This window comes from Streptomyces sp. NPDC006997 (assembly GCF_040635175.1).
Lineage (GTDB): Bacteria > Actinomycetota > Actinomycetes > Streptomycetales > Streptomycetaceae > Streptomyces.
Window position 1 is genome coordinate 1 of the sequence record NZ_JBEYHH010000070.1, and the last position, 14,636, is coordinate 14,636.

Here is a 14,636-nt window from a genome sequence, read left to right on the forward strand (position 1 = left end):
GGCACGTAGTTCATCCACGCCCCGCGCCGCCGGTACTCCCGACGCTGCTCAAGGCCGGTGTTCCACACCGACCGGCAGATGTTGCCGAACTCCTCACACATCTCCTCTTGTTCGGCCGAGAGGTCGAGCAGGTAGCGACGACCGGACAGCATGAAAACACCCCCCTTCAACTGATGTGATCAACGTAGTGCACGCCACTGACAACGCAGCGAAATCCGCCGCTGCCCGGCTCCGGTGCGAGGATCGGCTATCCCCGGCCTGAAGGCCGGGATTCGCGCCGAAGAGCTACCTGATCAGCCGGGTTTCCTCAGGCCCGCCGCCACGGCAGCTCCGCCGTCACCCGGGTCGGACCGCCCGCCGGTGAGTCGACGACGAGGATGCCGTCCACGGCGTCCAGCCGCTCGGCGAGCCCGGCCAGCCCGGACCCGGCGGTGGTGTCGGCACCGCCCACACCGTTGTCCGTGACCTGGAGCATCAGCCGGCTCTCCGACCGCCACACGTCCACGGTCGCCCGGGTCGCCCGCGCGTGCTTGCTGATGTTCTGGAGGAGTTCGGAGACCGTGAAGTAGGCGATGCCTTCGATGGCGGGCGCGGGCCGCTCGGCGAGGTCCACGTCCACCGACACCGGCACCACGCAGCGGGAGGCCACCGCGGAGAGCGCCGCGTCGAGCCCGCGGTCGGTGAGCACGGCCGGGTGGATGCCGCGCGCCAGGTCCCGCAGCTCCTGGAGCGCCGTCTTCACCTCGCCGTGCGCCTCGTCCACCATGCGCGCCGCCGCCCGCGGGTCCTCCGCCAGCTTCTCCTTCGCCAGGCCCAGGTCCATCGCCAGGCTCACCAGGCGGGCCTGCGCGCCGTCGTGCAGATCACGCTCGATGCGGCGCAGATCGGCCGCCGCCGTGTCGACGACGACCCCGCGGTCCGACTCCAGCTCCTCCACGCGCGAGGCCAGCCGCGACGGGCCGAGCAGCCCGTGCACCAGCACCCGGTCCACCATCGTCAGCGCCCGCACGATCCACGGCGTGGCCAGCGTGACCAGCAGTCCGACGCCCGCCGTCACGGTGATCTCGAAAGGGTTGTCCAGGTAGAAGCCGTGCGTCTCGTCGCCGTACAGCTGGAGCCCGTCCTGGCCGCCGTACATCGGGAAGACCCAGAACCACACCGGGTACGTCAGCATCGTCCAGCCGCAGCTGAAGAAGGTGACCGCGACGGAGAAGGAGAACACCGACCAGGGCAGCCGCAGCACCGCGTACAGCAGGTGCCGCCAGGAGGCGCCGCTCCGCAGGACGGCACCCATCCACGCCATCGCGCCGCTCCCGCGCATCCGCAGCGGCTCCGGCCCGGCCACCTCGAGACCGAGCAGACCGCGCGCCAGCCCCCGCTCCACCGACCCGAACCCCCGGCACCCCGCCAGCGCCGCCGCCAGCACCGGCACGCCGAGGAAGGTCACCAGCAGTCCCGCCCCGAGCGACACCATCGTCACCGCGTAGGTGAACAGCAGGATGCCCATCGGCAGACCGATCAGCACATACGCCAGCTCGGCCCAGTGCCGGGCCTCGAACGGCGCCCGCAGCGGGGCGGGGAGCCGGTGACGGCGGTCGCCGGGCCCGCTCGGGTAGCCGTACCCGTACTCGTGCCGGTAGTCCATGGTGTCCACGGTGCTCATCCCTGTCGTCCCGTCCTGCTCGTCCTGCTCGTCGGTGGGGTGCGGTGCGGTGCGTCGTGCGCGGTGTCTCCAGCCTGCTCGGCCGGGGGCGCCGGGACCATGGAGTCCGTCGGCCTCCTGGACGGGGGGTTTTCCCTACCCCCGGCGCCTTGGGCGCTATCCCGTCACTCCCTGCCGGTCCCGCCAGGGCAGTTCGGCGGTGACCATCGTCGGGCCGCCCTCCGGCGAGTCGACGACGAACAGCCCGTCGACGGCGCCCAGCCGGTCCGCCAGCCCGCGCATCCCCGTACCGCCGTCGAGGCTGGCCCCGCCGTGGCCGTCGTCACCGACCTGGATCAGCAGCCGGTCGTCCGCGCGCCACACGTCGACGGAGGCGGACTTCGCCCCGCTGTGCTTGCTGACGTTCTGCAGGAGTTCCGAGACGGTGAAGTAGGCGATGCCCTCGATGGCCTCCGCCGGCCTCGCCACCAGGTCGACCGTCATCTTCACCGGCACCGTGCAGCGCGAGGCCACCGAGGACAGCGCCGCGTCGAGCCCGCGGTCGGTCAGGACGGCCGGGTGGATGCCGCGCGCCAGGTCCCGCAGCTCCTGGAGCGCCAGCTTCACCTCGCCGTGCGCCTCCTCCACCATGGCCGCCACCTGCTCGTCGGCCTGCCCGTCCAGCAACTTCTCCTTCGCCAGACCGAGCCCCATCGCCAGGTTGACCAGCCGGGCCTGCGCGCCGTCGTGCAGATCACGCTCGATACGGCGCAGATCGGCCGCCGCCGTGTCGACGACGACCCCCCGGTCCGACTCCAGCTCCGCGATCCGCCGCTCCAACTCGTCGGACGGCGACAGCAGCCCGCGCACCATCGCCCGGTCCGCGTTGGTCAGCCCCCGCGCGATGAACGGCAGCACCGGCCACAGCACGAACAGCGAGACCAACGTCACGGTGAAGGTGACGATGCCCCACGGCAGCCGGATGAAGTCGTACAGCACCGTCCGCCAGCCCACCGGGTCCTTCAGCGCCATCCACAGCTGCGCGAAGACGCCGTTCCGCGTGCTGCGCAACGGCAGCGGGCTCGGCTCGTCGATCCGCACCCCGAGCAGCGCCCTGGCCCTGGCCCGCTCCAGCTTGCCCAGCTGCCGAGCCCCCATCAGACCCGCCGCGAGCAGCGGGAAGCCTATGACGGTGAGCGTCAGGAAAGCGCTGGTGAACAGCACCGTCACCGTGTAGACGAACCCGATCAGCGCCATCGGGAAGTTCGCCAGGAGATGCGCGATCTCCCTCCAGGTGTGGGCGCCGTAGGCGAACCGGGCCGGAGGAGGTCGGTCGTCGGCGGCGTACCGGTCTCGGTGCGCGGACGGAAGGCGTTCGGTCATACGGATCAGCGTGCCGTCTGCCGAGCCCGGACGCCATGAGGTGGGCCGCCGCGACGTACCGGGGGATAACCCCACCCCCGGCGCCCGGCCCCCCGCACATCTCACCCGCGTCTCACGTGCGTCTCAAGGTGCGACGGGCTGCTTACCGTCCCTTTAACAGGGCCTAGACTCACACCAGGTCACCGGGCACATGGCAGGGAGCGAGGGACGGACGTGCGGGAACCGACCGTCGCGGTGGCGGCGGACTACTTCCAGTCGTACTCGGTCGTCGGGCTGCTGGCCGTCGTCGGCGTGCTCTTCGTCGCCGTGGCCTTCGGCGCCGGACGGCTGCTGCGCCCGGTGGTCCCCACCCCCGAGAAGCTGCTCACCTACGAGTGCGGCGTCGACCCCGTCGGCGAGGGCTGGGCCCACACCCAGGTCCGCTACTACGTCTACGCCTTCCTGTACGTGATCTTCGCGGTCGACTCGATCTTCCTCTTCCCCTGGGCCACGGTCTTCGCCGCCCCCGGCTACGGCGCGACGACCCTCGTGGAGATGTTCCTCTTCCTCGGCTTCCTGGCCGTGGGCCTGCTGTACGCCTACAAGAAGGGCGTCCTGGCATGGACGTGACCCCCTCCACCGAACCGGTGCCGCTCCCCGAGCCCAAGCGGCTGGGCGCGCTCTCCCGACTCGCCCCCGAGCCGATGAAGGTCGTCCTCAACTGGGGACGCCGCTACTCGCTCTGGGTCTTCAACTTCGGCCTCGCCTGCTGCGCCATCGAGTTCATCGCCGCGTCGATGGCCCGCCACGACTTCATCCGCCTCGGCGTCATCCCCTTCGCGCCGGGGCCGCGCCAGGCCGACCTGATGGTCGTCTCCGGCACGGTCACCGACAAGATGGCGCCCGCCGTGAAGCGCCTCTACGAGCAGATGCCCGAGCCCAAGTACGTCATCTCCTTCGGCGCCTGCTCCAACTGCGGCGGCCCGTACTGGGACTCGTACTCGGTGACGAAGGGCGTCGACCAGATCATCCCCGTCGACGTCTACGTTCCCGGCTGCCCGCCCCGCCCCGAGGCCCTCCTCCAGGGCATCCTCAAGCTCCAGGAGAAGATCGCCCGCGAGTCCCTCGGCGAGCGCTACGGCAACGGCGGCGCCCGTCCCTCGGCCGCGGCCCTCCAGAGCGACCTGGTGCGCGGCCCGGAGGTACGGGGATGAGCGGCGTCGGCTGGCTGCCGGCCCCCGCCGGGGAACTCTTCGGTACGGAGGCCACGGCCGAGGAGTCCTACGAGGTCCTCACCGTCGACGTACCGCCCGCGTCCTGGCTCACCGCCCTGCGGACGGCGCGCGACCGGCTCGGCTGCGCCTACTTCGACTGGCTGAGCGCGGTCGACGAACCCGGCACCGGCTTCCGCGTCGCGGCCCACGTCGTCGCCCTCGCACCGGTACGACGGCTGCTGCTGCGCACGACCGTCCCGCACGAGGCGCCCGTCCTGCCCTCCGCCGTCGACGTCTACGCGGGCGCCGCCTGGCACGAGCGCGAGACCCACGAGATGTTCGGCGTCACCTTCGAGGGCCACCCCGGCCTCGACCACCTCCTCCTCCCGGAGACGTTCCAGGGCCACCCCCTGCGGAAGGACTTCGTCCTCGCCGCCCGCGTGGCCAAGGCGTGGCCCGGTGCGAAGGAACCGGGGGAGTCGGATCACGGGGGTCCCAAACGCCGCCAGATGCTCCCGCCTGGCGTCCCCGACCCCAACGAGTGGGGCCCGCAGAAGGGCCAACTGCCCCCAGCCCCCTCCCGCTCCGCCCGCGGTGCCCGCACCCCGGGCGAGCGCCCGGTACGACGGACGCGCACCGCGGCGGAGGGGTCGGCCACGCAGGCGCCGGGGGCAGGCGCCGCGGAGGGTGCCGCCCCTCCCGCGCGCCCTCGGCGCGCCCGCAGCGCGAGCCAGGGCTCGGCCAGCCAGCGGCCGGGCGGCACGGGGGGCGTGGGCGGTACCGAAGGCGTGGCGCCCGTGGAACCGACGGCGCCGTCGGCCCCGGAAGCCGCCCGCGGTCCGGGCACCGCGCCCCGCAGCCCCGACGCCCCGTGGCACCACGCACGCCCGGCTTACGAGGAGCCGCAGGGCGAACCGGCCGCCAAGGGCGAACCGGCCGCCAAGGGCGAACCGGCCGCCAAGGACCAACCGGCCTCCAAGGACTCGCCGTCCGAGGAGCAGGCCAGCCCTGACGACCAGACCAACCCCGAAGACCCCGCAGGAGGCCCGCAGTGAACGACGCGTTGGACGTCGCCCTGCGACTCCTGGTCGTCTTCGCCGTCTTCCTCACCTTCCCCCTGCTCGTCGGCCAGACCGAGCACAAGGTGATGGCCCACATGCAGGGCCGCCTCGGCCCGATGTACGCCGGTGGCTTCCACGGCTGGGCCCAACTCGTCGCGGACGGCGTGAAGTTCGCGCAGAAGGAGGACGTGGTCCCGGCGGGCGCGGACCGCCGCGTCTTCCAGCTCGCCCCCGCCGTGGCCCTCCTCCCGTACCTCCTGGTCCTGCTCGCCATCCCGATCGGCCCGGGGGAGGGCGCCGTCGGCGAGGTCGTCGACGCGGGCGTCTTCTTCGTCTTGGCCGTGATGGGCGTGGGCGTCCTCGGCTCCCTCATGGCCGGGTGGGCCTCCGCCAACAAGTTCTCCCTCCTCGGCGGTCTGCGCACCGCCGCCCAACTGCTCGCCTACGAACTGCCGATGCTGCTCACCGCCGCCTCGGTGGCCATGGCGGCGGGAACCGTCTCCCTGCCCGGCATCCTCGACGCCTTCGAGTGGTGGTGGCTGCCCTGGCAGATCGTCGGCGCGATCGTCTTCTTCGTCGCCGGTCTCGCCGAACTCCAGCGCCCGCCCTTCGACATGCCGGTGGCCGACTCGGAGATCATCTTCGGCGCGTACACCGAGTACACCGGTCTGCGGTTCGCCCTCTTCCTCCTCGCCGAGTACGCCGGGATCGTCGTCCTCTGCGGACTGACGACCGTCCTGTTCCTGGGCGGCTGGCACGGTCCCTGGGGCGCCGACGGCCTGGGCTGGGTCTGGACGCTGCTCAAGACGGCCGTCCTCGCCTTCGTCGTCATCTGGCTGCGCGTCACCTACCCGCGGCTGCGCGAGGACCAGCTCCAGAGACTCTCCTGGACCCTCCTCGTCCCCCTCTCCCTCGTTCAGATCGCCCTCACCGGCGTCGTCAAGGTGGTGATCTCCTAATGGCCCCCATCCCTGGCTCCGGCCTCGCCAAGGGCCTGGCCGTCACCCTCCGCACGATGACCAGGAAGTCGGTCACCGAGCAGTACCCGGACGCCCAGCCCGACCTCCCGCCCCGCACCCGCGGGGTGATCGGCCTGTTCGAGGAGAACTGCACGGTCTGTATGCTCTGCGCCCGCGAGTGCCCCGACTGGTGCATCTACATCGACTCCCACAAGGAGACGGTCCCGGCGGCGGCCCCCGGTGGCCGCGAGCGCAGCCGCAACGTCCTCGACCGTTTCGCCATCGACTTCTCCCTGTGCATGTACTGCGGCATCTGCATCGAGGTCTGTCCCTTCGACGCGCTGTTCTGGTCACCCGAGTTCGAGTACGCCGAGACCGACATCCGCGACCTCACCCACGAGCGGGACAAGCTCCGCGAGTGGATGTGGACGGTCCCCGCCCCGCCCGCCCTCGACCCGGCCGCGGAGGAGCCGAAGGAACTCGCCGCCGCCCGCAAGACCGCGGAGAAACTGGCGGCCCAGCTGAATGCGGAGGCTCCGGAGTCCCCGGAGGCCCGGGAGGTCCCGGAGGTCCCGGAGGCCCGGGAGGCCCGGGAGGCCCCGGGGAGCGTCAACACCGGCTCCGACGCTGGCATCGGCGGCGGCACCGGGACCGGCACCGGCACCGGCACGGGCGGCGACACCGACACCGGCGGCGGTACCGGCACCGACACTGGCACCGGCGGAGGTACCGGCACGGGCACCGGCGGAGGTACCGGCACGGGCACCGGCGGAGGTACCGGCACGGGCACGGGCGGCGGTACGGGCTCGGGCACGGGCGGCGGTACCGGCACCGGTACCGGTACCGGCACCGGTACCGGCTCGGGCGGAGGTGCCGGCACGGGCACCAGCACCGGCACCGACACCAGCATCGGCACCGACACTGGCGGCGGTACCGGCACGGGTGGCGGTACCAGCTCGGGCAGCGGCGGCGGTACCGGCTCGGGCGCGGACTCCGCCCACGCCGACGAGCAGTCCCGCGCCGCCGAAGGGCCCACCCGTCCCGCGGGCGACTCCCGGCAGCAGACCGACCAGCCACGCCAGGAGGGCCGGGAATGACCCTCGCCGTCACCGCGGGCCACCTGGCCGCAGACGCCACGGCCGTGGCCGCCGCCGAGTCCCACGGCTTCCTCTCCCCGACCGGCGTCGAGATCGCCTTCCTCCTCGTCGGCCTGGCCACCTTCGGCGCCGCGGTCGTGACCGTCACCACGCGGCAACTGGTGCACGCCGCCCTCTGGCTGGTGGTGGCCCTCGGCGGTCTCGCCGTCGAGTACCTCCTCCTCACCGCCGAGTTCATCGCCTGGGTCCAGGTCCTCATCTACGTCGGTTCCGTGGTCGTCCTCCTCCTGTTCGGTCTGATGCTCACCAAGGCCCCCATCGGCCGGTCCCCGGACGCCGACTCCGGCAACCGCTGGGCCGCCCTCACCGTGGCCGTCGCCGCGGCCGCCGCCCTCGTCTGGGTCGTCGTCGACGCCTTCCGCACGACCTGGATCGACCTGGACGGTCCGGCCGCCGGTTCCACCGAGGCCACCGGCGCGAGCCTCTTCCAGAACTGGGTCCTCCCCTTCGAGGCCCTCTCCGTCCTCCTCCTGGCCGCCCTGGTAGGCGCGATCGTCCTGTCCCGCAAGGCGAAGGCCGACGCCAGCCCCGCGGCCGACGCCAGCCCCGCGGTCGACGCCGGTGCCACCGCCGACGCCAGTTCCGCGGCCGACGAGCAGGAAGGCGCCCGCTGATGCACCTCGCCTATCCCGCCGTGCTCTCCGCCCTCCTGTTCTGCACGGGCCTGTACGGAGTCCTCGCGCGCCGCAACGCGATCCTGGTCCTGATGTCGGTCGAGCTGATGCTCAACGCCGTCAACCTGAACCTCGTCGCCTTCGACGTCTGGCTCAGCAGGACAGCCGAGGAGACCCTGCACTCCGGCCAGGCACTGACCCTGTTCACCATCGCCATCGCCGCCGCCGAGATCGGCATCGGCCTGGCGATCGTCCTCGCCGTGTACCGCAACCGCGGCACCTCGGACATCGACAAGCTCCGCGACACCGCCGAGGGCCGCGGGACCGACGGCCCCGACAGCGACACCGGCGCGGCCGGGCAGCCCGCGCGGGCCGAGAAGGCTGAGGCCACCGCGTGACCACGACCACCCTCGCCGTTCTCGTTCCCCTCCTTCCCTTCCTCGGCGCCGCGGCCGGACTGCTCCTCGGCCGCACCGCTCCCGGCTTCGTCCGCCCCCTCGCCGTCCTGCCGACCGTCACGGCGTTCGTCCTCGCCGTGGTGGTCGCCGTACGCCAGGGCGGTGACCGGGCCGTCGACGCCGCCACCGAGCTGACACCCACCGGCTCGGTCCCGGTCGAACTCGCCCTGCACGTCGACGGCTTCGCCGCCCTCGTCGCCGTACTCGTCGGCCTGGTCGCCACCTGTGTGCAGATCTACTCGACGGGCTACCTGCGCGACGACCCGCGCTACCCCTCGTACGCCGCTCTCGTCTCCCTGTTCACCTCCGCGATGCTGCTGGTCGTCTACTCGGGCGACCTGATGGTCCTGCTGGTCGGCTGGGAAGTCATGGGCATCTGCTCCTACTTCCTCGTCGGCCACTACTGGGAGACCCCGGAGGCCCGCGCCGCCTCCCTCAAGGCGTTCCTGGTGACCAAGCTCGGTGACGTCCCCTTCCTGATCGGCCTGTTCGCGCTCGCCACCGACGCCGGGTCGTTCCGCGTCACGCGCGTCCTCAGCACCGTCGCGAACGGCGGACTCGACCACCCGACACTGATCGCCCTGCTGCTCCTCGCGGGCGTGGCGGGCAAGTCGGCGCAGTTCCCGCTGCACACCTGGCTCCCCGACGCGATGGCGGGCCCCACGCCCGTCTCCGCGCTGATCCACGCCGCGACGATGGTCGCCGCCGGTGTCTACTTCGTCGCCCGCCTCCTTCCGCTGTTCGAGGCATCCACGGCCGCGATGGTCGTCCTCGCCGTCATGGCCGCCGTCACGATGACCGGTTCGGCGCTCGCCGCCCTCGCCCAGGACGACATCAAGCGCGTCCTCGCCTACTCGACGATCGGCCAGCTCGGCTACATGAGCGGCGCCCTCGCCGTCGGCGACCGGTCGGCCGCCGTCTTCCACCTCCTCACCCACGGCGCCTTCAAGGCGCTGCTGTTCCTCGCGGCAGGCGTGATCATCCACGCGGCGGGCACCAACTCGCTCGCCGCCATGTCCCGGATGCGGGGCCTGCGCGACCGCGTGCCCGACGCCTACTGGACGATGACCGTGGCGCTGCTCGCGCTCGCCGCGATCCCGCCGTTCAGCGGCTTCTTCTCCAAGGAGTCCGTCCTCGGCGCCGCCGAACACGTCTCCACCGGCCACACCGAGCACGCCCCCGGCGCCGCGGGCTGGATCGTCCTCGTCGCCGGACTGCTCACCGCGCTGCTCACCGCCGCGTACGCCACCCGGCTGTGGCTGCTCGCCTTCCGTGGCCACGGCACCGAGGCCCCGGACCACGGCAGGCAGCCGCTCACCATGACCGCGGTGCTGTGGGTGCTCGCCGTGCCGTCCCTCGCCCTCGGCGGGCTCGCCTTCCGCGTGCTGCCCGACTGGTTCGACGGTGACGACCTGGCACCGACCCTCACCACCTCCGTGCTCGGCACCGGTGTCGCCCTGGTCGGCGGCATCGTCACCTACGCGGCCTGGCGGCACACCACCGCGCTCGCGGCCCGAACCCCGCTCGGCGCGGTCGCCGCACATCCTGAGGGCGACGCCGGACTCGTGGAGTCCGAGGCCATCGCGAGCCACGCGCCCGCCTACGGCGACGTGGCCTCCGCCCCCGACCCGGCCGACCCCGGACGGCTGCTGCTCGGCCCGCTGCACCGCCACGCGGCCGTCGGCTTCCACCTGGACGCCGTCTACGCGGCGCTGTTCGTCCGCCCGGTGCGGGGCGCGGCGACTCTGGTCCGGTTCCTGGACCGTGAGGTCGTCGACACCTACGTACGAGGCGCGGGCGCCCTGCCCCGCCTGCTGGGCGCGGGCGTACGCCGGGCCCAGACCGGCAATGTGCAGACCTATGTGAGCGCGCTGCTCGCCGGCACCGTCGTCCTCGCGGTCGCCGTCGTCCTCGTCGCCACGGGAGCGTGAGCAGGCGTGATCGATATCAGCGAGTCCGTGATGCAGTTCCTCCTGGCGTTCGTCGTGGTCGGCCCGCTCCTCGGCGCCGCCGCCGCTCTGCTGCCCGCACCACCCGGACTGAAGGGGAAGTCACCCGAGCAGGCCGTGCTGCGGCACGGTGTGACCGTCACCGGGACCGTCCTCATCGCGGCGATCGCCCTCGTGCTCGGCTTCGACCACGACCAGCCGTCGAAGATGCAGGCCACGACGGACATCAGCTGGATCCCCGCACTCGACGTGCGGATCCACCTCGGCATCGACGGCATCTCCCTCCCCCTCCTGGTCCTGACCGCGCTGCTGACCTTCCTCTGCGCGCTCTACTCCTACTTCAAGCCGCCCGCAGGCCCGTCCCCGAAGGCGTTCGTACCGCTGCTGCTCGTCCTGGAGTCCGGCACCCTCGCCACCTTCGCCGTCCTCGACCTGCTGCTGTTCTTCCTCGCCTTCGAGATGGTCCTGATCCCGATGTACTTCCTCATCGCCCGCTGGGGCGGCGAGGGCCGGGCCGAGGCCGCCTGGAAGTTCATCCTCTACACGCTGCTCGGCTCCGTCGTCATGCTGCTCGGCCTGCTCCTGATCGGACTCGAAGCGGGCACGTTCGACATGATGGCACTCGCCACTGACAACGGCCGGTCGCTGAGTACATCCGTGCAGGTCACAGCGGTTCTGGCGATCGGTATCGGGCTCGCGGTGAAGACGCCGATGTGGCCGCTGCACAGCTGGCTGCCCGACGCCCACACCGCCGCCCCGACCGTCGGCTCGGTCCTGCTGGCGGGCGTCCTGCTGAAGATGGGAACGTACGGTTTCGTCCGTATCCTCCTCCCGGTGGCGCCGGACGGGTTCCGGACCTTCGCGCCGTACCTCGCCGCCTTCGCCGTCGTCGGCATCATCTACGGGTCCCTGGCCTGCCTGGCCCTGGCCAGGCGCGGGGCGAAGGGCGACCTCAAACGCCTGATCGCCTACTCCTCCGTCGGCCACATGGGCTTCGTCCTGCTCGGCATCGCCACCATGACCCCGACCGGCGTCAACGGCGCCCTGTTCGCCAACATCGCCCACGGCCTCATCACCGGCCTGCTCTTCTTCCTGGTCGGCGCGTTGAAGGACCGCACCGGCACCACCGACCTCGACACCCTCGCCGACCGGACCGGCGCCGCGCTGTACGGCAGGGCGCCCCGGTTCGGCGGCCTGCTCGCGTTCGCCGCGGTCGCCTCGCTGGGCCTGCCCGGCCTCGCCGGGTTCTGGGGCGAGATGCTCGCCCTGTTCGGCGCCTTCGAGCCCGCCGCCGACCTCAGCCGCCCCGCCTTCCTCACCTTCATGGCGATCGGCGCGTTCGGCACCCTCCTCACCGCCGCCTACCTGCTGATCGTGGTCCGTCGCGTCTGCATGGGCGCCGTCGAGCAGGCCGCCCCGAAGCTCGCCGACGTCCAGCACTACGAGTACGCGGCCTGGGCGCCGCTCGTCGCCCTCACCGTCGTCGCCGGGCTGTGGCCCAAGACCCTGCTCGGTCTGACCGACCCGGCCGTGCAGCAGCTCCTCGCAGGAGGCACCCGATGAGCTTTCCGGCCCCGACCGTGACGGTCGCCGAGTCCGCGGTGACCGCCCAGTCCGTGGTCCAGTCCGTCGACTGGCTCGCCGTCGCGCCGCCGACCCTCGCCGCCCTTGTCGCCCTCGTCGTGCTCGTCGCCGACCTCTTCGTCGCCGACGCGAGGAAGGCCCTGCTGGGCTGGGTGTCCGTGGCGGGCCTCGCCGCTTCCGCGCTGATGCTGCTCCCGTTGCTGGACGGCGACCGCTCCACCTTCTGCCTGACCGGTGCCCCGGACGTGTGCAGCTACACCGCGGACCGCTTCACCCTCGTCGTCCAGTTCCTGGTCCTCGGCGGCGCCCTCCTGGCCGCCCTGCTGTCCGTGACCGCCCTGAAGGACGCGCGCGGGGGACTCCCCGAGGGGGAGTTCTGGTTCCTGCTGCTCTCCTCCGCCGCCGGAGCCGCCCTCCTGCCCGCCTCCCGCGACCTCGCCACCCTGATCGTCGCCCTGGAGGTCGCCTCCCTGCCCGCCTTCGCCCTCGTCGGCCTCCGGCACGGCGACAAGAGGTCCTCCGAGGCCGCCCTGAAGTTCTTCCTGTCCTCGGTCACCGCGACCGCGGTCAGCCTCATGGGCGTCAGCTTCGTCTACGCGGCCACCGGCACCCTCCACCTCACCCGCATCGCCGAGCGCATCCAGGACGTCGACGGGCAACTGCTCACCCTCGCCCAGACCGGCGTCGTCCTCACCCTCGTCGGCTTCGCCTTCAAGACCGCCGCCGTGCCCTTCCACTTCTGGGTGCCCGACACCTACGTGGGAGCGCCCCTGCCGGTCGCCGCCTACCTGTCCGTCGTCGGCAAGGCGGTCGGCTTCACCGGCCTGATCCTCGTCACCGTCGTCGCCCTCCCGTCGTACGCCGACGTCTGGGGCCCCGCGCTCGCCGCGCTCGCCGCGCTCACCATGACCGTCGGCAACGTCGGTGCCCTCCGTCAGCAGGGCACGCGCGCGTACAGCGCGGTACGCCTGCTCGCCTGGTCCTCCGTCGGGCAGGCGGGCTACCTCCTCGTACCGATCGCCGCCGCCGCGTACTCCGGCGACGCCGAGCGGTCGATCGGCTCCACGGTCGCCTACGCCCTGATGTACGCCGCCGTGAACCTCGGCGCCTTCGCGGTGGCCGCGCTCGTCGGCCGCGCCAGGGCCCTCAACCGGATCGCGGACTACCGGGGCCTCTACGCCACCAACCCGCTGACCGCGCTCCTCCTGGCGTTCTTCCTGCTCTGCCTCGCCGGACTGCCGCCGGGCATCATCGGCCTGTTCGCCAAGGTCGCCGTCTTCTCCGCGGCCGTTGACGCGGGCCTGGGCTGGCTGGCCGTCGTCATGGCGGTCAACGTCGTGATCGCGCTGTTCTACTACCTCCAGTGGACGGCGCTGCTCTTCCGCGCGCCCGACGGACAGCCCGAGAAGCACCTCGTCCCCGCGCCGCTCACCGCCGCGATCGCCCTGACCGCCGTCCTCGGCGTCGGGCTGTCCGGAGCACCCCAGCTGGTGCTGCGCTTCGCCGACACCGGACTCTTCTGACCGGCCCGGCGGCCCGTCACCCGGACGGCCCACACATGCCCCCGCGCGCACAAGGGAACTAGTACTCCCCGCCTGGCGTTGACCAGAACGGGAGGGTCCACTGGACGTGACACCACGACACCAGCGGATTCACAGATCAGCAAGCAGATCACCAAGCAATGGGTTCCCCTGCCGCACCACTTGGAGGGCGTACCGTGCACCGCCGGCACAACGGGCTCAGGACCGCAGTACTCCTCGGGGGACTGTCCGCACTCATCATCGTCATCGGCAGTTTCTTCGGCCGTATGGGGCTCGTCGTGGCGGTCCTGATCGCCCTGGGTACGAACGCGTACGCGTACTGGAACAGCGACAAACTCGCGCTCCGCGCGATGCGTGCCCGCCCGGTCAGCGAGTTCGAGGCGCCCGCGCTGTACCGCATGGTCCGCGACCTCTCCACGCAGGCCCGCCAGCCGATGCCCCGCCTGTACATCTCCCCGACGGAGGCGCCCAACGCCTTCGCGACCGGCCGCAACCCGCGCAACGCGGCCGTGTGCTGCACGGACGGCATCCTGCGCATCCTCGACGAGCGCGAACTGCGCGGCGTGATCGGGCACGAGCTGAGCCACGTCTACAACCGCGACATCCTCATCTCGTCGGTCGCGGGCGCCCTCGCCTCCGTGATCATGTTCCTGGTCAACTTCGCCTGGCTGATCCCGATCGGCCGCTCCAACGACGATGACGGTCCCGGCCTGCTCGGCATCTTGCTGATCATGATCCTGGGTCCGCTCGCCGCCACCCTCATCCAACTGGCCATCAGCCGCTCCCGGGAGTACGAGGCCGACGCCTCCGGCGCCCAGCTCACCGGCGACCCCCTCGCCCTGGCCAGTGCCCTGCGCAAGCTGGAGGCGGGAACCAAGCAGCTGCCGCTGCCCCCGGAGCCCCGTATCGAGACCGCCAGCCACATGATGATCGCCAACCCCTTCCGGCCCGGCCAGGGGCTGTCCAAGATCTTCTCCACCCACCCGCCCATGGCGGAACGCATCTCCCGCCTCGAGCAGATGGCAGGTCGTCCTTGAGCTCTTTCCAACCTCGCGCTGACGCGTGGTGAAGGCCGTCCTCGTCCTTCACCACGCG

Annotated in this window: 13 protein-coding genes and 1 pseudogene; 11 read left to right on the top strand and 3 right to left on the bottom strand. The window is 72.0% G+C overall.

Features of this window, described 5'->3' with window-relative positions:
- The 3 genes from ABZ659_RS35015 to ABZ659_RS35025 form a co-directional block, all read right to left on the bottom strand.
- On the bottom strand, positions 1 to 152 hold a 152-nt coding region (locus ABZ659_RS35015; RefSeq protein WP_360228809.1), incomplete at its 3' end, for a helix-turn-helix domain-containing protein.
- 155 nt (positions 153 to 307) lie between these two features.
- On the bottom strand, positions 308 to 1,645 hold the full coding sequence (locus tag ABZ659_RS35020; RefSeq protein ID WP_360228812.1) for a sensor domain-containing protein: 1,338 nt from the start codon (positions 1,643 to 1,645) through the stop codon (positions 308 to 310).
- 174 nt (positions 1,646 to 1,819) lie between these two features.
- Positions 1,820 to 3,025, bottom strand: coding sequence for a sensor domain-containing protein (locus ABZ659_RS35025; protein ID WP_360228776.1), 1,206 nt, complete (start codon positions 3,023 to 3,025; stop codon positions 1,820 to 1,822).
- 213 nt (positions 3,026 to 3,238) lie between these two features.
- On the opposite strand from ABZ659_RS35025, the gene ABZ659_RS35030 reads away from it, so the two are divergent.
- The 11 genes and pseudogenes from ABZ659_RS35030 (at position 3,239) to htpX (ending at position 14,578) form a co-directional block, all read left to right on the top strand.
- Complete coding sequence (locus tag ABZ659_RS35030; RefSeq protein WP_360228779.1) at positions 3,239 to 3,634, top strand: NADH-quinone oxidoreductase subunit A; 396 nt, start codon at positions 3,239 to 3,241, stop codon at positions 3,632 to 3,634.
- A complete protein-coding gene (locus ABZ659_RS35035; RefSeq protein WP_360228782.1) occupies positions 3,625 to 4,218 on the top strand; it encodes an NADH-quinone oxidoreductase subunit B family protein in 594 nt (197 codons plus the stop codon). Before ABZ659_RS35030 ends, ABZ659_RS35035 begins: the two co-directional genes overlap by 10 nt.
- The gene (locus tag ABZ659_RS35040) at positions 4,215 to 5,273 is read left to right on the top strand and encodes an NADH-quinone oxidoreductase subunit C (RefSeq protein WP_360228785.1); all 1,059 of its coding nucleotides are present in this window, start codon (positions 4,215 to 4,217) and stop codon (positions 5,271 to 5,273) included. Before ABZ659_RS35035 ends, ABZ659_RS35040 begins: the two co-directional genes overlap by 4 nt.
- Positions 5,270 to 6,238: a complex I subunit 1 family protein gene (locus tag ABZ659_RS35045; protein WP_360228788.1), complete on the top strand. Its 969-nt coding sequence runs from the start codon at positions 5,270 to 5,272 to the stop codon at positions 6,236 to 6,238. Before ABZ659_RS35040 ends, ABZ659_RS35045 begins: the two co-directional genes overlap by 4 nt.
- Positions 6,238 to 6,756, top strand: a pseudogene (locus ABZ659_RS35050) (NADH-quinone oxidoreductase subunit I); the annotation flags it as partial. The gene ABZ659_RS35045 and the pseudogene ABZ659_RS35050, both read left to right, overlap by 1 nt.
- Before the next feature lie 575 nt (positions 6,757 to 7,331).
- The gene (locus tag ABZ659_RS35055) at positions 7,332 to 8,009 is read left to right on the top strand and encodes an NADH-quinone oxidoreductase subunit J (protein ID WP_360228791.1); all 678 of its coding nucleotides are present in this window, start codon (positions 7,332 to 7,334) and stop codon (positions 8,007 to 8,009) included.
- A complete protein-coding gene (gene nuoK, locus ABZ659_RS35060; RefSeq protein ID WP_360228794.1) occupies positions 8,009 to 8,407 on the top strand; it encodes an NADH-quinone oxidoreductase subunit NuoK in 399 nt (132 codons plus the stop codon). Before ABZ659_RS35055 ends, nuoK begins: the two co-directional genes overlap by 1 nt.
- Positions 8,404 to 10,398 (top strand): NADH-quinone oxidoreductase subunit L, encoded by a 1,995-nt coding sequence (locus ABZ659_RS35065; RefSeq protein ID WP_360228797.1) that lies wholly within the window; start codon positions 8,404 to 8,406, stop codon positions 10,396 to 10,398. Before nuoK ends, ABZ659_RS35065 begins: the two co-directional genes overlap by 4 nt.
- 6 nt (positions 10,399 to 10,404) lie before the next feature.
- Positions 10,405 to 11,979: an NADH-quinone oxidoreductase subunit M gene (locus ABZ659_RS35070; protein ID WP_360228800.1), complete on the top strand. Its 1,575-nt coding sequence runs from the start codon at positions 10,405 to 10,407 to the stop codon at positions 11,977 to 11,979.
- Positions 11,976 to 13,523 (top strand): NADH-quinone oxidoreductase subunit N, encoded by a 1,548-nt coding sequence (locus ABZ659_RS35075; protein WP_360228803.1) that lies wholly within the window; start codon positions 11,976 to 11,978, stop codon positions 13,521 to 13,523. The genes ABZ659_RS35070 and ABZ659_RS35075 overlap by 4 nt, the downstream gene beginning before the upstream one ends.
- Before the next feature lie 194 nt (positions 13,524 to 13,717).
- The gene (gene htpX / locus ABZ659_RS35080) at positions 13,718 to 14,578 is read left to right on the top strand and encodes a zinc metalloprotease HtpX (RefSeq protein WP_360228806.1); all 861 of its coding nucleotides are present in this window, start codon (positions 13,718 to 13,720) and stop codon (positions 14,576 to 14,578) included.
- Positions 14,579 to 14,636 lie beyond the last annotated feature (58 nt).